We start from the raw sequence: 17,208 nt of genomic DNA, 5'->3' as shown, positions 1-17,208 counted from the left end.
AAGCCAGGCGCGCTCCATCGGTGCGCCTTTAAATTTGGAGAGATTACATGCCGTCGTTCGACGTGGTATCCGAACTGGACAAACACGAAGTCACCAACGCGGTCGAGAACGCCGTCAAGGAACTCGATCGTCGTTATGACCTGAAAGGCAAAGGCAGCTTCGAGTTCAAGGAAAAAGACCTGACCGTCAACCTGACCGCAGAAGCGGATTTCCAGCTCGAAGCGATGATTGAGATCCTCAAGCTGGCTCTGGTCAAGCGCAAAATCGACGTGCAGTGCCTCGAAGTCAAGGATGCCTTCGCGTCGGGCAAGCTGATGAAGCAGGAAGCCGTCCTCAAGGAAGGCATCGACAAGGAACTGGCGAAGAAAATCGTCGCTCACGTCAAAGACGCCAAGCTCAAGGTCCAGGCGGCCATTCAGGGCGAGCAGGTTCGTATTACCGGCAAGAAGCGTGATGACCTGCAAGAAGCCATTGCTGTGCTGCGGGCCAAAGAGTTTGGTATGCCGCTGCAGTTCAACAACTTCCGCGACTGACCTTGAAAGCGGGAACCTCTTGGCGTTTGTGACGTCGCAGACCCAAGCAACGGCAGAAACGATTGAACCCGTCGCGGTTCGATCTTTCTGCCGCTTTTTTTACGCATGCCGCATAGCCGGAAAACAGGAGAAAGTAGATGGATTTAAGCGCTGAGGTAGACAACCTGGTCAAGGTATCCCAAACCTGGATCCCGATGATCATGGAATACGGCAGTCGCGTACTGCTGGCGGTCATCACCCTGGCCATCGGCTGGTGGCTGATCAACAAAGTCACGAAAAAGCTCGGCGGTCTGATTGCATTGCGCAATGCTGACCTGGCGCTGCAGGGCTTTATCAGCAGCCTGGCGAATATCATCCTCAAGATCCTGCTGGTCGTCAGCGTAGCCTCGATGATCGGTGTGGAAACCACTTCGTTTGTGGCAGCGATTGGTGCGGCGGGCCTGGCCATTGGCCTGGCTTTGCAGGGCAGCCTGGCGAACTTCGCCGGCGGCGTGTTGATCTTGCTGTTCCGTCCGTTTCGAATCGGCGACTGGATCGAGGCTCAGGGGGTTGCCGGCACCGTCGACAGCATCCAGATTTTCCATACCGTACTGCGCACCGGTGACAACAAGACCATCATCGTACCCAACGGTAATCTGTCCAACGGCATTATCACCAACACCAATCGCCAGCCGACCCGCAAAGTCGTGTTTGATGTGGGCGTCGATTATGAAGCGGACTTGCAGAAAGCTCGGGAAGTGTTGCTGGAGTTGGCCACGGATCCGCGTGTATTGACTGACCCGGAACCTCAGGCAGTCATTTCGACATTGGGTGACAGTTCTATCACTGTTTCCCTGCGTGTCTGGGTGAAGACAGCGGATTATTGGGATGTGATGTTCATGTTCAACGAACTGTCCCGTGATCGTTTGAGAGAGGCCGGCATCGATATTCCATTTCCACAGCGGGTTATTCGCGTGGTTCAGGAGTCCGCAGTGCAGTGATTGACTTTGTCATATATGCCTGACTTTTCGGTCAGACATGTAGGGCGATTGTTCAATAATTGAACAATTTGCACGGACAACAAAAAAGGCCCATCCGAAGATGGGCCTTTTGTTTTGTTACCGCAAACTAACTGGATGCGATTACAAAACCGACAGCGGGTAGTCGACGATGAAACGGAACTCTTTCACGTCGCCTTCACCTTCGTCAGCGTTAGCGAAGTGCCATGCTTGACGAATACGGAAGGACAGGTCTTTTGCCGGGCCAGTCTGAACAACGTACTTGGCTTCGAAGTTGGTCTCGTTGTGCTTGCCATCCGCACCGTACAGGCCAGCGTAAGCGCTGTTGGCTGGAGTGTTGGTACCGTCGATGTCCCAACCTTTAACGTAACGGGTCATGAAGCTCAGACCTGGAACGCCGTACTCAGCCATTTTCAGGTCGTAACGAACCTGGGCAGACTTCTCGTTCGGAGCGTTGAAGTCAGAGTACTGGATGGAGTTGGCGAGGAAGATCGAGTCGCCGCCGCGGTTGTTCTTGCCAATACCGATGTAGTCGAACGGAGTGTCACCGTTGACCTTCTGGAAGCCCAGGGTAATGGTGTGTGCTTTCAGGAACGAGAAAGCAGCAGCCAGGGAGTACGTGGTGTTGCTGATATCGCCGGCTTTGGCATCACCAGTGTCTTTGGTGTTGTAGATGTTACCGTCCAGGTTCAGCGATTCGTCGCCGCCCAGCGGGATGGTGTAGTTCAGGTTGGCGTAGTACTGGTTCCAGATGTCTTCCAGCTTGGCGCCGTACAGCGATGCCGACAGGTTGTCGGTGATGCCGTACTTGCCGCCGAAGTAGTCGATCTTGTTGGCGGAAACCCCGGCGTAGGTTGCAAACAGGTCGCCGTCACGGGCGTTTTTGTCCTGGCTGCTACCCGAGTAGAAGTGACCGGCCTCGAGGTCAAGGTCTTTGATCTCGCTGCTCTGCAGTTGGATACCGCTGGCAGTTTGCGGCAGGATACGGGAGCCGCCCACAGCGAACACTGGGGAAGTGCTTGGCTGCATGTCGCCGACTTTCAGCTCGGTTTTGGAAACGCGGAATTTAACGGCGCCACCGGCTTTACCCTGGCTGTCGTTGACATCGCGAGAACCGTTGGCGTTAACGGTGTCGCTACGGCTCATGTTGCCGCTACCGCTAGTGCCGTCACCACCGTCCAGCTTGATTGCCAGGTAACCGTACGCATCAACGCCGACACCGATCAGGCCTTGGGTGTAACCGGAGCTGTAGTTAGCCCAGATGCCCTGGGTCCAGTCTTTCTGGTCTCGGGCACCGTCTTTGTTATCACGGTTGAAGTAGTAGTTGCGAACCAGCAAGTTCAGGGTGCTGTCTTCAACAAAACCTTTGGCTTCAGCCTGGTCACTTACGAAAGGTGCGGCCGTAGCCAATTGGGTACTGGCTGCTGCTGCAACTGCCAGTGCGATCATGCTCCACTTCATCACGCGCATCGTGATTTGCTCCTTTGGTTTTAGAAGAGTACTGCCGTCCCACCTGTTTTATTATCTGGGCGGCTCTTTCTTTTTGTGTCGGCGCAAACTTATATCACGCCGACAATGTTGGCGATACTTGCGTATCTAACCTTTCGCCTTCTTTACGACCATGTCGCAAACAGCGAGGTAGATGTCGCAAATTTCGAGCTCCGACGCAACCGGGCTGACAACTTTAATGCTGTTTTCTGAGCCTGGGTATCGGTAAAAAGAGTCCTGGTGAAACGTTTGAATCTCCATCGGGCTACCTTGCCACTGTCTTTTTTGCCTGAATGCCCCCACTTCCAGCGGGTGTCACTCAGGTGATGTTGGGTATGTATGCAACAAGCGTGCACAAAATCAAGTTTTGCTACGGTTTTTTCAAATTGACTCTCTGACGCTGTAAAAACCTCATAAAATCGGGGTGTTCAAGCGCCATTGCTGTGAGCTTGACGATTTGCCTCACATCATGTTGCACCCTTCTGGCCGACTGCCTGACAACCAAAAATGTTACCGGTTCACCCCGCCAGTGAGTAAATGGCGGATGTCGAAGCGTCCAGCGTAGACCCGCTGTGCGGTTTTGGTGCAAAAATTTTTAATTTTGCGCTGAGTTCATTCCTGTTGATCGAGTGACTGACGCGAACTCTTCGTTGTTTATCAGTCATTTCGGCGTTTTTTTCGGCTGACCGGTTCTGTGGTGGTGCGCGGCGTCGAAAAGTGTCTCATCCGGGGGCAGGCTGTCAGCTTTAAGCTGGTATTCGTGGCGTCTGTGCAAGGTTCGCTGTGAAGCGTGCGTCGTTCGCAGGTATGCTGCCGTCCGGTCGCTTGGTGCGCCGCTCCTCTGGATGGGCGCTAAGCTGAAAAATGATGACCCGGCGGGAGTACGCGCAGTGTTCGCTTTAGATCCACGACTTCAACAAGACACGTTACCGATCGGGGACTTTCCGCTCTGCCGGTTACTGTTGTCGAACGACTCGAACTATCCCTGGTTCATCCTGGTACCTCGTCGTGAGGCTATCAGCGAGATATTTCAGTTGGATGTCGCAGACCAGCTGCAGCTTTGGCAGGAGACGACGGCGCTTTCGCAAGTGCTCAAGGACTCGTTCGATGCGGACAAATTGAATGTTGCGGCGCTGGGCAATGTCGTCAGCCAGTTGCACATGCACGTGATTGTGCGCAAGCACGAAGATGCCGCCTGGCCAGCGCCAGTTTGGGGCAGGCATCCGGCAAAACCCTACACTTCGGAGCAGATTGCCGCCATTCGCGAGCGTTTGCGTCTGATATTGACCGATGACTTTACGTTTCTGGAGGGCTGAACCATGAGCCTGGAAGAACGCGTTACCGACCTTGAAAGCCGCCTGGCCTTTCAGGATGACACCATCCAGGCATTGAATGATGTGCTGGTCGCGCAGCAGCGGGTGGTCGAGCGTCTTCAACTGCAAATGGCTGCGTTGCTCAAACGGCAGGAGGAAATGGTCGGCCAGTTCGAATCGTTCGAAGAGGAAGCGCCACCGCCGCACTACTAACCAACATGCAGGCATTAAAAAACCGCGTACAGCCAGGCTGTGCGCGGTTTTTTTTCAGCCTTGAATCAGCGACGCGGCAGTGCGGCGATCACATCTTCGGCTTGCAGGCCCTTGTCACGATTCATGACAGAGAATTCCACGCGCTGGCCTTCTACAAGGACACGGTGGCCTTCACCGCGAATGGCCCGGAAGTGGACGAAGATATCGTCGCCGGAGTCGCGGGAAATGAAGCCGAAGCCTTTGGACGTGTTGAACCACTTGACGGTGCCAGTATCGCGGTTGCTCATGTCGTAGCTTGGCGAGGCAGCGACCGGTGACGATTTGTAGAAGCTGATACCCAGGTGCAGGGCAACAGCGATCAGGGCTGCGACCAGGCTGAACAGAACGGCAGGTTGACCGGCGATGACAGGCATCGGCGCGATCAGCGTCAGAGTCTGCAGGACTACCGCCAGAGCCAGCAGGACACTGACCAGGTTTTGCAGTTGGTGGCGCGGACCTTTGTTCCAGTAAGGGATGACAGGTGCAAGCGTGAGATTGAGCAGGCCGAAAAAGGCCAGGTACAGCGCATCAGGTTGTTGCAGGTAAGGCAAGGCTTCAGGGTGCAGGCTAGGGATGAAGGACAGCAGCAAGGCTGCTGCGCCTATCAACAGATGGACGATTTTCAACATTTTGATTAACTCACGTTAAGACAGCTCACAAGGAAGAGCTGATGGCGCACGGTTCGCTTCAAGACAATAAAGAGGCGTTGGACACGTGCCCGGTATCAGCCTATGCGCCGTGCCCGGAAAAATAGGCACTGGCGACACGTCGTCTATTTAACAGCAAAGCCGCAGGCTACTCAAATCAGGGCGTCCGGCGGCTCTTTGGCGGTGATTTGCCGCAGGTTGCCCGAAGTTCCGGGGCGGCGGTAAGGCAAGTGACTTGCTGATCCGTGTATGCAGTCGCATGGATGCTTGGCGCTCTTCTTTCCTACGCCATTCCATAGGTTGTTTCTGAAGGGGGCATCGCTTCACTGTGTGGGAAAACGTCCGGAGTAGGACGATCTCCAGGGTCTGCCATAAGTTGTTGGCTTATCCTACGTCGAGGGTCATAAAGTCGGCTGGAAAACACCTTTGCACCTGCGTTTTTATAAGTCGACAGGCAGTTGCGCTTTAAGAAACCAGGATGGCAAAGGAGTGTCAGCGTTATGGTTTATCAAAGGCAAGAAGAGGGGCGATACGGTTCGCACAGGGATGTAAGGGTTGATCCGTTTGTTCGTGAATTCGATATGGGATTGGCCCAGCCCTTGTCCCGCTCCGTACGATTGAATGGCTTCGCTACCTGTTTGCGGCTTGAGCAGGTTTATTGGGATATTTTGGGAGGGATGGCCCGGGCCAACGGTTGTTCGGTCAGTAGCCTGTTATCCCATGTGGATCGCGAAGTTCACTTGCGTCATGGCGGTGTCAGGAATTTCAGTGGATTGGTGCGGGTTGTCTGTGTCGTACACAGCCTCAAGGAAGGGGGATGCATCGTCACCGCCTAGTCAGGGCGGCGAAAACGGCAGAGTGTCGGTCTGTGCAGTCTTACGGCTGCACAGGCCGCATTTAATGGATATAATCCCGCTCTTTGCCGCGAAACCCTGCGTGTGCGGTAGCAATCTGATCGCCGAGACAACCTCCATGCCGATGTACGATTATCAATGTGCTTCCTGTGGTCATCAGTTGGAAGCCATTCAAAAGATCAGCGATGCACCGCTGGTCGACTGCCCTGCCTGTCAGGCGCCAGAGCTTAAGAAAATGCTGTCCATGCCGGGCTTTCGCCTCAGCGGCACGGGTTGGTACGAAACCGATTTCAAGACCGGTTCCAAGAAGAACCTGGCCGGCGGCGACAAAGCTGACTAAGGTCCTGCACCTGAATTGAACGACACACGCGAGTTCTTGCATCACCCGGCGACTTTTTAAAGGCAGGGCTGCTGTAGGATCTCCAACCGAATTTCGAATTACGAGAAGTGAAACCACGACCATGATGCGCAGCCATTATTGCGGCCAACTGAACGAAAGCCTGGACGGCCAGGAAATTACCCTTTGCGGATGGGTTCACCGTCGCCGTGACCACGGTGGGGTGATTTTCCTCGATATCCGTGATCGTGATGGTCTGGCCCAGGTCGTGTTCGATCCGGACCGCGCTGAAACCTTCGCCGCAGCCGATCGCGTGCGCAGCGAGTACGTCGTGAAGATCACCGGCAAGGTTCGCCTGCGTCCGGCCGGTGCGACCAACGCCAACATGGCGTCGGGCATGATCGAAGTCCTCGGCTACGAGCTGGAAGTGCTGAACGAATCGGAAACCCCGCCGTTCCCGCTGAACGAGTTCTCCGACGTCGGCGAAGAAACCCGCCTGCGCTATCGCTTCCTCGACCTGCGTCGCCCGGAAATGGCCGAGAAGCTGCGTCTGCGTTCGCGCATGACCACCAGCATCCGTCGCTTCCTGGACGAGAACGGCTTCCTCGACGTCGAGACGCCGATCCTGACCCGGGCTACCCCGGAAGGCGCGCGCGACTACCTGGTGCCGAGCCGTACTCATGCCGGTTCGTTCTTCGCCTTGCCGCAATCGCCGCAGCTGTTCAAGCAACTGCTGATGGTGGCCGGCTTCGACCGTTACTACCAGATCGCCAAGTGCTTCCGCGACGAAGACCTGCGTGCCGACCGTCAGCCGGAATTCACCCAGATCGACATCGAGACCAGCTTCCTCGATGAAAAAGAGATCATGGGCCTGACCGAGCAAATGATCCGCAACCTGTTCAAGGAAGTGCTGGGCCTGGAATTCGGCGAGTTCCCGCACATGACCTTCGAAGAAGCCATGCGCCGCTACGGTTCCGACAAGCCAGACCTGCGTAACCCGCTGGAACTGGTTGACGTGGCCGACCAGCTCAAGGAAGTCGACTTCAAGGTGTTCAGCGGCCCGGCCAACGACCCGAAATGCCGCATCGCCGCCCTGCGCGTGCCTGGCGGCGCGAGCATGCCGCGCAAGCAGATCGACGACTACACCAAGTTTGTCGGCATCTACGGTGCAAAAGGCTTGGCGTACATCAAGGTCAACGAGCGTGCGAATGGCGTTGACGGTCTGCAATCGCCGATCGTGAAGAACATCCCTGAAGCCAACCTCAACGTGATTCTGGATCGTGTTGGTGCAGTTGACGGCGACATCGTGTTCTTCGGTGCCGACAAGGCCAAGATCGTCAGCGAAGCGTTGGGCGCATTGCGCATCAAGCTCGGTCACGACCTGAGCCTGCTGACCTGCGAATGGGCTCCGATGTGGGTCGTTGACTTCCCGATGTTCGAAGAGAACGACGACGGCAGCTTCAGTGCCTTGCACCACCCGTTCACCGCGCCGAAGTGCTCCCCGGCGGAGTTGGAAGCCAACCCGGCGGGCGCTCTGTCCCGTGCCTACGACATGGTGTTGAACGGCACCGAGCTGGGTGGCGGTTCGATCCGTATCCACCGCAAAGAGATGCAGCAAGCGGTCTTCCGTCTGCTGGGCATCAACGAAGTGGAACAGGAAGAGAAATTCGGCTTCCTGCTCGACGCCCTGAAATACGGCGCTCCGCCGCACGGTGGCCTGGCCTTCGGCCTGGACCGTCTGGTGATGCTGATGACCGGCGCCCAGTCGATCCGTGAAGTGATCGCCTTCCCGAAAACCCAGAGCGCGGCCGATGTCATGACCCAGGCACCGGGCCAGGTGGATGCCAAGGCATTGCGCGAGTTGCACATTCGTCTGCGTGAAACGCCTAAGGCCGAGTAAGGCTGACCCGAAGGGCGCATCTGCGGATGCGCCCTTTCTTTATAGGCAGAGCTGTTCAAGATTTTTGTTTGCCGGCCGGCGCAATACAGCGCGGCGGGCAATGTTTCAAAGAGAATTCGGAGCGAGTTATGGCAGGTCATTCCAAGTGGGCGAACATCAAGCACCGCAAAGAACGTCAGGATGCCAAGAGGGGCAAGATCTTCACCAAGTGGATTCGTGAGCTGACCGTTGCTGCCCGTCAGGGTGGTGGTGATCCAGGCTCCAATCCGCGTCTGCGCCTGGCCCTGGACAAGGCCCTGGGTGCCAACATGAGCCGCGACATCATTGATCGTGCCATCGCCCGCGGTACCGGCGCTGCCGACACCGACGACGTGGTCGAGCTGACCTACGAAGGTTATGGTCCAGGCGGCGTGGCGGTGATGGTTGAATGCATGACCGACAACCGTAACCGTACCGCGGCCGCGGTTCGCCATGCGTTCAGCAAGTGTGGCGGCAACCTCGGGACTGACGGTTCGGTGGCCTATCTGTTCGAGCGCAAGGGGCAGATCTCCTTCGCTGCCGGCGCTGACGAAGACGCGCTGATGGAAGCGGCCATGGAAGCCGACGCCGATGACGTGGTGACCAACGAAGACGGTTCGATCGACGTTTTCACCTCGTTTGCCGGATTCTATTCCGTGCGTAACGCACTGGAAGCGGCGGGCTTCAAGGGTGACGACGCGGAAATCGTCATGCTGCCGACCACCAGCGCCGAGCTCGATCTGGAAGGCGCCGAGAAAGTCCTCAAGCTGATCGACATGCTCGAAGACCTGGATGACGTGCAAAACGTCTACTCCAACGCGGAGATTCCGGAGTCGGTGGCCGCACAGCTCGGTTAAAGGGTGGCCACGATCCATGTGGGAGCGGGCTTGCTCGCGAAAGCGGTTTAATATTCAGCAACGATGTTGTCTGATAGTCCGCATTCGCGAGCAAGCCCGCTCCCACATTTATTATTCGCTGAGCTGAAGATCGTGTTCTTTCTTATCCCGCAGGCGTTATGACTTTAATTCTTGGTATCGACCCCGGTTCGCGCATCACCGGTTACGGTGTGGTTCGTGATACCGGCCGTGGCTGCGAGTACGTCGCCTCCGGTTGTATCCGCACCGGTGCCGGCGAGCTGCCTGAGCGACTGCAGATTGTCTACCGCGGGGTGCGGGAGATCATTCAGACCTACCATCCGGTGACCATGGGGATCGAAAAGGTGTTCATGGCCCGTAACGCTGATTCCGCCCTGAAACTGGGGCAGGCCCGTGGCGCGGCGATCGTGGCGGGAGCCGAGGAAAGCCTGGAAATTGCCGAATACAGCGCAACCCAGGTCAAGCAGGCAGTGGTCGGTACCGGCTCGGCCAACAAGGAGCAGGTGCAGATGATGGTCATGCACATGCTCAAGCTGACCAGCAAGCCGCAGATCGATGCTTCGGACGCCCTGGCCATTGCCATCTGTCATGCTCATACCCGCTCCAGTCTGCTGCCCCATGGTCTCGGGACGGCACGCAGTCGTGGCGGGCGCCTGCGTCTCTGATAGCATCAGCAATCATTTTCATGGGGTGAGGGCGTTTCGCCTGGGTTGTCGGCGCCACTCCCTTGCTCCATCAGTCGCTGGCCCAGAGCTGGCCAACGCTCAAGGATTTGTAACGTGATTGGACGTTTGCGCGGCACCCTGGCTGAGAAGCAGCCTCCACACCTGATTCTGGATGTAAACGGTCTGGGTTATGAACTCGAAGTGCCCATGACGACCCTCTATCGCTTGCCGTCGGTCGGTGAGCCGCTGACGTTGCACACTCATCTGGTCGTGCGTGAAGACGCACAGTTACTCTATGGTTTCGTCGGCAAGCGTGAGCGCGATTTTTTCCGCGAGTTGATCCGCCTCAATGGTGTCGGGCCGAAACTGGCGCTGGCCTTGATGTCGAGTCTGGAAGTCGACGAACTGGTTCGTTGCGTACAGTCCCAGGACACTTCGGCGCTGACCAAGGTGCCAGGTGTGGGCAAGAAAACCGCCGAGCGTTTGCTGGTGGAACTCAAGGATCGCTTCAAGGCCTGGGAAACCGTACCGGCCATGTTTGCCCTGGTGCCGAACCAGCCGGATGGACCGGCTCCGGTGAACACTGCTGAAAATGACGCCGTCAGCGCCCTGATCTCCCTGGGCTACAAGCCGCAGGAAGCGAGCAAGGCGGTGTCTGCGATCAAGGAGAAAGGTTTGAGCAGTGAAGACATGATCCGTCGCGCCTTGAAGGGAATGATCTAAGTGATTGAAGCTGATCGTCTGATCGCCGCCACGCACAGTCCGCGTGAGCGCGAAGAAGTCCAGGACCGGGCGATCCGCCCGGTCAGCCTGGCGGAATACATTGGCCAGCCGACCGTTCGCGAGCAGATGGAGTTGTTCATTCAGGCGGCTCGCGGTCGTAACGAGTCCCTGGATCACACGCTGATCTTCGGGCCGCCGGGCCTGGGCAAGACCACCCTCGCCAACATCATCGCCCAGGAAATGGGGGTGTCGATCAAGAGCACTTCGGGCCCGGTGCTGGAGCGTCCGGGTGATCTCGCAGCGCTGTTGACCAACCTTGAGCCTCACGATGTGCTGTTCATCGACGAAATCCATCGCCTGTCGCCCATCGTTGAAGAAGTGCTGTACCCGGCCATGGAAGATTTCCAGCTCGACATCATGATTGGCGAAGGCCCGGCTGCGCGTTCGATCAAGCTCGATCTGCCACCCTTCACCCTGGTCGGCGCAACGACCCGGGCAGGCATGCTGACCAACCCGTTGCGCGACCGTTTCGGCATCGTTCAACGTCTTGAGTTCTACAATAACGCCGACTTGTCGACGATCGTCAGTCGTTCGGCGAGCATCCTCGGCTTGCCGCTGGACCCGGAAGGCGCCTTCGAAATCGCCCGCCGTGCCCGTGGCACGCCACGAATTGCCAACCGACTGTTGCGCCGGGTGCGTGATTTCGCCGAAGTTCGCGCCAAGGGGCATATCACCAAGCCGATTGCCGACCTGGCGCTGAACCTGCTGGACGTCGACGAGCGTGGTTTCGATCACCAGGACCGGCGCCTGTTGCTGACCATGATCGAGAAGTTCGATGGCGGGCCGGTCGGGGTCGACAGTCTGGCCGCCGCCATCAGCGAAGAGCGTCACACCATTGAAGACGTACTTGAGCCTTACCTGATCCAGCAGGGTTACATCATGCGTACGCCAAGGGGGCGAGTGGTGACGCGGCATGCCTATCTGCATTTCGGTTTAAACATTCCGTCACGATTGGGCGAAATGCCCGTGGCAGACGAGTTCCTCGGTGCCAGTGACGATTAATTAACATTGCGTGCTGATTTTTTCGGGCAATGTAGGGTCCCAGGACCGTACTTTCGCAAGAAAGCCGCAGATCAATGAAAAACAGTTGCCTGGCCGGATTGGCAACCTGAGGAGTAAGCACTAGAGTATGCGCGCGCAAAACGGGCTTGAGCCTTTCGCACATCGTTGTCGCGTTTATTACGAGGACACCGATGCGGGCGGCATCGTGTATTACGTCAATTACCTCAAGTTTATGGAACGGGCTCGAACCGAGCGGCTGCGAGATCTGGGCTTTGCCCAATCACAGCTGGCAGGGGAGGACCTGTTGTTCGTCGTGCATTCCAGCGAAGCGCGCTACCACGCGCCGGCGCGACTGGACGACGAACTGCTGGTAAGCGCTGAAGTAATCGAATTGAACCGTGCCAGCCTGCGCTTCAAGCAGCAGGTCAGGCGGGCAACGGATAATGTGCTGCTCTGCGAAGGGCAGTTTCTGGTGGCCTGTGTGCGCACTGAAAGTTTGAAACCCCGGGCCATTCCCGAAGCTCTACGAGCGGCCTTTGCCGACGTGAGCGGCGCGGGTACACACTCAAAGCAGGAGATAAAGCGTGGAAGCTAACGTCGTCGACCATTCCTCCATGTGGAGCCTGGTCAGCAATGCCAGTATCGTGGTGCAACTGGTAATGCTGACCCTGGTAGCCGCATCGGTGACCTCGTGGATCATGATCTTTCAGCGCAGCAACTTGCTGCGCGCCGGTCGACGTGCCCTGGAGAGCTTTGAAGAGCGCTTCTGGTCGGGTATCGACCTGTCCAAGCTGTACCGTCAGGCCGGCAGCAACCCGGACCCTGATTCGGGTGTCGAGCAAATCTTTCGTGCCGGTTTCAAGGAATTCTCCCGCCTGCGCCAGCAGTCGGGCGTTGATCCGGAAGCGGTCATGGAAGGCGTGGCCCGTGCCATGCGCGTTGCGATTTCCCGCGAGGAAGAAAAGCTCGAACAGAGCCTGCCCTTCCTCGCCACTGTCGGTTCCGTCAGCCCCTACATCGGTCTGTTCGGTACTGTCTGGGGGATCATGAACTCCTTCCGTGGTCTGGCCACCGCCCAGCAAGCGACCCTGGCCACTGTGGCCCCGGGTATCGCCGAAGCACTGATCGCCACGGCCATCGGTCTGTTCGCGGCCATTCCAGCCGTTATCGCTTACAACCGTTTTGCTGCTCGCAGCGAAACCCTGCTGGGCCGCTACTACACCTTCGCCGACGAGTTCCAGGCGATCCTGCACCGCAAAGTGCACACCAGCGAAGAATAAGCAGGTAATTTCCAATGGCTTTAATCGCTCGAGCTCGCAAAAAGCGCAAGCCGGTCGCCGAGATGAACGTGGTGCCCTACATCGACGTGATGTTGGTGCTGCTGGTCATCTTCATGGTGACCGCGCCGATGCTCAATCAGGGCGTGAAAGTTGATCTGCCCAAGGTTTCCAGCGAAGCCTTGCCGCAGGACAACAACACCCAGGTCCTGACCATTTCCATCAAATCCGACAAGACCTACTACTGGAACCTTGGCAGCGAAGTCGACACGGACAAGCAGCAGGACCGGGCCATGACGTTGCCGCAGATGACTGACGCGGTGACCAAGATCATTCGCGTCGGCAACGAAGGCGGCAAGCACACCCAGGTCTTCATTCGCGGCGACAAATCCGTCGATTACGGTTCCGTCATGGGGGCCATGGGCGGGTTGCAGAAAGCCGGTGTCGGTAATGTTGGCTTGATTACCGAGGCGCCCTGATGCAGCAACAGCGAGAGCCGTCCGCCTCGGAAAGCTACTTCTGGCCTAGTGTCTGGGCGATTGGCTTGCACGTGCTGGTGTTCGGCATGTTGTTCGTCAGTTTTGCCTTTACCCCGGAGCTGCCGCCGGCCAAGCCGATTGTCCAGGCGACCCTGTACCAGCTGAAATCGAAAAGTCGGGCGACCACCCAGACCAATCAGAAGATTGCCGGAGAGGCGCAGAAATCTGCTGCGCGTCAGACCGAAGTCGAGCAGATGGAGCAGAAAAAGGTCGAGCAGGAAGCGGTGAAGGCTGCGGAACAAAAGAAAGAAGAGGCGGCTCAAAAGGCCGAGGAAGCCAAGAAGGCCGACGAGGCGAAGAAAGCGGACGAGGCGCAAAAGGCTGATGAAGCCAAGAAAGCCGACGACGCGAAGAAAGCCGCGCAAGCCAAGAAGGCAGAAGAGAAACAATTGGCTGATATAGCCAAGAAGAAAGCTGAAGAAGAAGCCAAGAAGGCTGCTGAAGAAGAGGCCAAGAAAGCGGCCGCTGAAGAAGCCAAGAAAAAGATCGTCGAAGACGCGAAGAAGAAAGCCGCGGAAGACGCCAAGAAGAAAGCCGAGGCTGAAGAGGCGAAGAAGAAAGTCGCCGAAGAAGCGAAGAAGAAAGCTGCTGCCGATGCTGCGAAGAAGAAATCGCAGGAAGCGGCGCGTAAATCCGCCGAAGACAAAAAGGCCCAGGCCCTGGCAGATTTGCTTTCCGATACGCCGCAGCGTCAGCAGGCGTTGGCCGATGAGCAGGGTGACGAAGTCGCCGGCAGTTTCGATGACCTGATTCGTGCGCGTGCAGCGGAAGGCTGGGCTCGTCCACCTTCGGCACGCAAAGGCATGACGGTCGTGTTGCAAATCGGCATGTTGCCGGACGGTACGGTGACTTCGGTCAGCGTGTCCAGGTCCAGTGGCGACGGTCCGTTTGACGCATCGGCTGTTGCAGCAGTGAAGAATATTGGACGTTTGACAGAAATGCAGGGAATGAAGCCGAGTGATTTCGCTCCGTATCGTTCATTCAAGATGACATTCACACCTGAGGATCTAGCCTTGTGAGAAACCTTCTTCGAGGAATGCTGGTCGTTATCTGCTGCATGGCAGGGATGGCGATGGCAGATGAGAAAAACATTCTGGTTACCAGCGGCAGCGATCGGGCGACCCCGATCGCCGTTGTACCGTTCGGCTTCCAGGGCGGTAGCGTGCTGCCGGACGACATGGCGGAAATCATCGGTAACGACCTGCGCAACTCGGGTTACTACTCGCCGATTCCAAAGCAGAACATGATCAGCCAGCCGAGCCAGGCCGGCGAAATCATCTTCCGTGACTTCAAGGCACTCGGTGCCCAGTACGTCATGGTCGGCAGCATTGTTCCGGCGGGCGGTCGCCTGCAGGTGCAATATGCACTGTTTAACGTAGCCACCGAGCAGCAAGTGCTGACCGGCAGCGTGTCGGGCGGTGTCGATCAGTTGCGCGACATGGCGCACTACATCTCCGACCAGTCGTTCGAAAAACTCACGGGTATCAAGGGTGCCTTCTCGACTCGCCTGCTGTACGTAACGGCCGAGCGTTTCTCCGAGAACAACACTCGCTACACCCTGCAGCGTTCGGACTACGACGGTGCCCGCGCCGTGACCCTGCTGCAATCGCGCGAGCCGATCCTGTCGCCGCGTTTCGCACCGGATGGCAAGCGCATCGCTTATGTCTCCTTCGAGCAGAAGCGTCCGCGTATCTTCATGCAGAACATCGACACCGGTCGCCGTGAGCAGATCACCAACTTCGAAGGCCTGAACGGTGCGCCTGCCTGGTCGCCGGATGGCAATCGCCTGGCGTTCGTGCTGTCCAAAGACGGCAACCCGGACATCTATGTGATGAACCTGGGTTCGCGTCAGATCAGCCGCGTCACCAACGGTCCTGGCATCAACACCGAACCGTTCTGGGGCAAGGATGGATCGACCATCTACTTCACTTCCGACCGTGGCGGCAAACCGCAGATCTACAAGACCAGCGCGGGTGGCGGCGGTGCAGAACGCGTGACTTTCGTCGGCAACTACAACGCCAACCCTAAATTGTCGGCTGATGAAAAGACGCTTGTCATGATTCACCGTCAGGATGGCTTCACCAATTTCAAGGTGGCGGCCCAGGATTTGCAGCGCGGTAGTGTAAAAATCCTCACTGATAGCACTCTGGACGAGTCGCCTACTGTCGCGCCCAACGGCACCATGGTAATCTACGCCACCCGCCAGCAGGGCCGGGGAGTCTTGATGCTCGTGTCCATCAATGGACGCGTAAGGCTCCCGCTTCCTACCGCACAAGGCGAAGTCAGAGAACCTTCCTGGTCCCCTTACCTGAACTGACGCGGCGCTATACGTTTTACTTAACACACTGGGGTTCATTAGGAGTTTCACGATGGAAATGCTGAAGTTTGGTAAATTTGCTGCGCTGGCACTGGCCATGGCTGTAGCTGTAGGTTGCTCGTCCAAAGGCGGCGACAATGCCGGTGAAGGCGCGGTAGATCCAAACGCTGGTTACGGCGCAAACACTGGTGCAGTTGACGGCTCCCTGAGCGAAGAAGCTGCACTGCGCGCTATCACCACTTTCTACTTCGAATACGACAGCTCGGACCTGAAGCCAGAAGCCATGCGCGCTCTGGACGTTCACGCCAAAGACCTGAAAGCAAACGGCGCTCGCGTTGTTCTGGAAGGCAACACCGACGAACGTGGTACTCGTGAGTACAACATGGCACTGGGCGAGCGTCGTGCGAAAGCCGTTCAGCGCTACCTGGTACTGCAAGGTGTTTCCCCAGCTCAGCTGGAACTGGTTTCCTACGGCGAAGAGCGTCCAGTTGCTACCGGCAACGACGAGCAGTCCTGGGCTCAAAACCGTCGCGTCGAACTGCGTAAGTAATTCGTCATGCGAACGTGCCGTCGTGCTGTAACTGTCCTGGCTCTCAGCCTCGCGCCGCTTGCGGCGTGGGCTGCGGTTCCTGTGGTCGATAATGACTCCGGCTATAACAATAGCGGGAGCAGTTATCCGCCTGCAGGTTACGGTACGAACGGCGCCTATGCCGGGGGAGGGGTTTCGACCCCTGTCTCGGCACAGGGCCAGCTGTTCAACCAACTGCAACAAATGCAGGAGCAGATCTCGCGCCAACAGGGTGTGATCGAAGAACTGCAAAATGATGTAGCGCGCATGAAGCAGGAAAGCCTGGAGCGATACCAGGATCTTGATCGGCGCATAGGAACCGGCGTTGCACCAGCCGCGACTCCTGAAAATTCTTCCACCGGTGGTGAATTGAACGCCCCCGGTGCAGCCGCAGGTGCAGCAGCTGGCGCAGCCGCCGCTCAAGCACCTGCCGCGGGTAGCGAACCGGCAGATCCGGCGAAGGAAAAGCTCTATTACGATGCTGCCTTCGACCTGATCAAGGCCAAGGATTTCGACAAGGCCAGCCAGGCTTTCGCCGCATTCCTGCGCAAATACCCGAACAGTCAGTACGCGGGCAACGCCCAGTACTGGCTGGGCGAAGTGAACCTGGCCAAAGGCGATCTGCAAGGTGCAGGTCAGGCGTTTGCCAAGGTTTCGCAGCTGTATCCCAAGCACGCCAAGGTGCCTGATTCGCTCTACAAGCTCGCTGATGTAGAGCGCCGTCTCGGTCATACCGACCGGGTCAAGGGCATTCTGCAGCAGGTGGTGTCCCAGTATCCGGGCACTTCCGCTGCTCAGCTGGCACAGCGTGACCTGCAGAAAATGTAAGGCGGCTTGAGCCG

General features: G+C 57.4%; 20 protein-coding genes. 18 read left to right on the top strand and 2 right to left on the bottom strand.

Annotated features, from left to right (window positions below; genetic code table 11):
• Positions 1 to 47 precede the first annotated feature (47 nt).
• Together ACXX83_RS18925 and ACXX83_RS18920 are read left to right on the top strand one after the other, a co-directional pair.
• Entirely contained in the window at positions 48 to 533 is a 486-nt protein-coding gene (locus tag ACXX83_RS18925) for a YajQ family cyclic di-GMP-binding protein (protein WP_007977344.1), read from the top strand.
• Positions 534 to 670: 137 nt separating this feature from the next.
• On the top strand, positions 671 to 1,513 hold the full coding sequence (locus ACXX83_RS18920; protein ID WP_015096607.1) for a mechanosensitive ion channel family protein: 843 nt from the start codon (positions 671 to 673) through the stop codon (positions 1,511 to 1,513).
• A 141-nt stretch (positions 1,514 to 1,654) separates the two neighbouring features.
• On the opposite strand, the gene ACXX83_RS18915 is transcribed toward ACXX83_RS18920, so the two are convergent.
• On the bottom strand, positions 1,655 to 3,001 hold the full coding sequence (locus ACXX83_RS18915; RefSeq protein ID WP_458549325.1) for an OprD family porin: 1,347 nt from the start codon (positions 2,999 to 3,001) through the stop codon (positions 1,655 to 1,657).
• 908 nt (positions 3,002 to 3,909) lie between these two features.
• Between ACXX83_RS18915 and ACXX83_RS18910 the strand changes: the two genes are divergently transcribed.
• Together ACXX83_RS18910 and ACXX83_RS18905 are read left to right on the top strand one after the other, a co-directional pair.
• Complete coding sequence (locus ACXX83_RS18910) at positions 3,910 to 4,335, top strand: HIT domain-containing protein (protein ID WP_217836216.1); 426 nt, start codon at positions 3,910 to 3,912, stop codon at positions 4,333 to 4,335.
• A 3-nt stretch (positions 4,336 to 4,338) separates the two neighbouring features.
• Positions 4,339 to 4,545, top strand: a complete 207-nt coding sequence (locus ACXX83_RS18905) for a SlyX family protein (protein ID WP_007977339.1) — start codon at positions 4,339 to 4,341, stop codon at positions 4,543 to 4,545.
• A gap of 65 nt (positions 4,546 to 4,610) precedes the next feature.
• On the opposite strand, the gene ACXX83_RS18900 is transcribed toward ACXX83_RS18905, so the two are convergent.
• Positions 4,611 to 5,213, bottom strand: a complete 603-nt coding sequence (locus tag ACXX83_RS18900; RefSeq protein ID WP_095965394.1) for a cold-shock protein — start codon at positions 5,211 to 5,213, stop codon at positions 4,611 to 4,613.
• A 518-nt stretch (positions 5,214 to 5,731) separates the two neighbouring features.
• Here ACXX83_RS18900 and ACXX83_RS18895 point away from each other — a divergent pair.
• The 14 genes from ACXX83_RS18895 to ybgF all read left to right on the top strand — a co-directional run bounded on the left by ACXX83_RS18895 (position 5,732) and on the right by ybgF (position 17,194).
• On the top strand, positions 5,732 to 6,067 hold the full coding sequence (locus ACXX83_RS18895) for a ribbon-helix-helix domain-containing protein (protein ID WP_217836215.1): 336 nt from the start codon (positions 5,732 to 5,734) through the stop codon (positions 6,065 to 6,067).
• Positions 6,068 to 6,203: 136 nt separating this feature from the next.
• The gene (locus ACXX83_RS18890) at positions 6,204 to 6,425 is read left to right on the top strand and encodes an FmdB family zinc ribbon protein (protein WP_007977333.1); all 222 of its coding nucleotides are present in this window, start codon (positions 6,204 to 6,206) and stop codon (positions 6,423 to 6,425) included.
• A gap of 121 nt (positions 6,426 to 6,546) precedes the next feature.
• On the top strand, positions 6,547 to 8,322 hold the full coding sequence (gene aspS / locus ACXX83_RS18885; protein ID WP_007977331.1) for an aspartate--tRNA ligase: 1,776 nt from the start codon (positions 6,547 to 6,549) through the stop codon (positions 8,320 to 8,322).
• 128 nt (positions 8,323 to 8,450) lie between these two features.
• Positions 8,451 to 9,197 carry a YebC/PmpR family DNA-binding transcriptional regulator gene (locus tag ACXX83_RS18880; RefSeq protein ID WP_217836214.1) on the top strand — a complete coding sequence of 249 codons (747 nt, stop codon included), beginning with the start codon at positions 8,451 to 8,453 and terminating at the stop codon, positions 9,195 to 9,197.
• 158 nt (positions 9,198 to 9,355) lie between these two features.
• Positions 9,356 to 9,880, top strand: a complete 525-nt coding sequence (gene ruvC, locus ACXX83_RS18875; protein ID WP_217836213.1) for a crossover junction endodeoxyribonuclease RuvC — start codon at positions 9,356 to 9,358, stop codon at positions 9,878 to 9,880.
• A 114-nt stretch (positions 9,881 to 9,994) separates the two neighbouring features.
• Positions 9,995 to 10,603 carry a Holliday junction branch migration protein RuvA gene (gene ruvA, locus ACXX83_RS18870; RefSeq protein WP_007995640.1) on the top strand — a complete coding sequence of 203 codons (609 nt, stop codon included), beginning with the start codon at positions 9,995 to 9,997 and terminating at the stop codon, positions 10,601 to 10,603.
• Complete coding sequence (gene ruvB / locus ACXX83_RS18865; RefSeq protein ID WP_015096600.1) at positions 10,604 to 11,665, top strand: Holliday junction branch migration DNA helicase RuvB; 1,062 nt, start codon at positions 10,604 to 10,606, stop codon at positions 11,663 to 11,665.
• 127 nt (positions 11,666 to 11,792) lie between these two features.
• Complete coding sequence (gene ybgC / locus ACXX83_RS18860) at positions 11,793 to 12,260, top strand: tol-pal system-associated acyl-CoA thioesterase (RefSeq protein WP_007990726.1); 468 nt, start codon at positions 11,793 to 11,795, stop codon at positions 12,258 to 12,260.
• Positions 12,250 to 12,945 (top strand): protein TolQ, encoded by a 696-nt coding sequence (tolQ, locus tag ACXX83_RS18855; RefSeq protein ID WP_007977321.1) that lies wholly within the window; start codon positions 12,250 to 12,252, stop codon positions 12,943 to 12,945. Before ybgC ends, tolQ begins: the two co-directional genes overlap by 11 nt.
• Positions 12,946 to 12,968: 23 nt before the next feature.
• On the top strand, positions 12,969 to 13,421 hold the full coding sequence (gene tolR, locus ACXX83_RS18850; protein WP_172435709.1) for a protein TolR: 453 nt from the start codon (positions 12,969 to 12,971) through the stop codon (positions 13,419 to 13,421).
• Positions 13,421 to 14,500: a cell envelope integrity protein TolA gene (tolA, locus tag ACXX83_RS18845; RefSeq protein ID WP_217836211.1), complete on the top strand. Its 1,080-nt coding sequence runs from the start codon at positions 13,421 to 13,423 to the stop codon at positions 14,498 to 14,500. Before tolR ends, tolA begins: the two co-directional genes overlap by 1 nt.
• Positions 14,501 to 14,517: 17 nt before the next feature.
• Positions 14,518 to 15,798 carry a Tol-Pal system beta propeller repeat protein TolB gene (tolB, locus tag ACXX83_RS18840; protein ID WP_162831820.1) on the top strand — a complete coding sequence of 427 codons (1,281 nt, stop codon included), beginning with the start codon at positions 14,518 to 14,520 and terminating at the stop codon, positions 15,796 to 15,798.
• A gap of 52 nt (positions 15,799 to 15,850) precedes the next feature.
• Positions 15,851 to 16,348, top strand: a complete 498-nt coding sequence (pal, locus tag ACXX83_RS18835; protein WP_003178634.1) for a peptidoglycan-associated lipoprotein Pal — start codon at positions 15,851 to 15,853, stop codon at positions 16,346 to 16,348.
• Positions 16,349 to 16,354: 6 nt separating this feature from the next.
• Entirely contained in the window at positions 16,355 to 17,194 is an 840-nt protein-coding gene (gene ybgF, locus ACXX83_RS18830; RefSeq protein ID WP_015096597.1) for a tol-pal system protein YbgF, read from the top strand.
• Positions 17,195 to 17,208: the final 14 nt, after the last annotated feature.

Source organism: Pseudomonas sp. GNP012, from assembly GCF_054343835.1.
This window is presented reverse-complemented; position numbering and strand designations above follow the sequence as displayed.

Coding starts and splice junctions, on each gene's coding strand:
- ACXX83_RS18925 (WP_007977344.1), top strand. CDS start 48: ATGCCGTCGTTCGACGTGGTATCCGAACTGGACAAACACGAAGTCACC.
- ACXX83_RS18895 (WP_217836215.1), top strand. CDS start 5,732: ATGGTTTATCAAAGGCAAGAAGAGGGGCGATACGGTTCGCACAGGGAT.
- aspS (WP_007977331.1), top strand. CDS start 6,547: ATGATGCGCAGCCATTATTGCGGCCAACTGAACGAAAGCCTGGACGGC.
- tolB (WP_162831820.1), top strand. CDS start 14,518: ATGCTGGTCGTTATCTGCTGCATGGCAGGGATGGCGATGGCAGATGAG.
- ruvC (WP_217836213.1), top strand. CDS start 9,356: ATGACTTTAATTCTTGGTATCGACCCCGGTTCGCGCATCACCGGTTAC.
- ybgC (WP_007990726.1), top strand. CDS start 11,793: ATGCGCGCGCAAAACGGGCTTGAGCCTTTCGCACATCGTTGTCGCGTT.
- ACXX83_RS18880 (WP_217836214.1), top strand. CDS start 8,451: ATGGCAGGTCATTCCAAGTGGGCGAACATCAAGCACCGCAAAGAACGT.
- tolA (WP_217836211.1), top strand. CDS start 13,421: ATGCAGCAACAGCGAGAGCCGTCCGCCTCGGAAAGCTACTTCTGGCCT.
- pal (WP_003178634.1), top strand. CDS start 15,851: ATGGAAATGCTGAAGTTTGGTAAATTTGCTGCGCTGGCACTGGCCATG.
- ACXX83_RS18900 (WP_095965394.1), bottom strand. CDS start 5,213: ATGTTGAAAATCGTCCATCTGTTGATAGGCGCAGCAGCCTTGCTGCTG.
- ACXX83_RS18890 (WP_007977333.1), top strand. CDS start 6,204: ATGCCGATGTACGATTATCAATGTGCTTCCTGTGGTCATCAGTTGGAA.
- ACXX83_RS18920 (WP_015096607.1), top strand. CDS start 671: ATGGATTTAAGCGCTGAGGTAGACAACCTGGTCAAGGTATCCCAAACC.
- ybgF (WP_015096597.1), top strand. CDS start 16,355: ATGCGAACGTGCCGTCGTGCTGTAACTGTCCTGGCTCTCAGCCTCGCG.
- ACXX83_RS18915 (WP_458549325.1), bottom strand. CDS start 3,001: ATGCGCGTGATGAAGTGGAGCATGATCGCACTGGCAGTTGCAGCAGCA.
- ACXX83_RS18905 (WP_007977339.1), top strand. CDS start 4,339: ATGAGCCTGGAAGAACGCGTTACCGACCTTGAAAGCCGCCTGGCCTTT.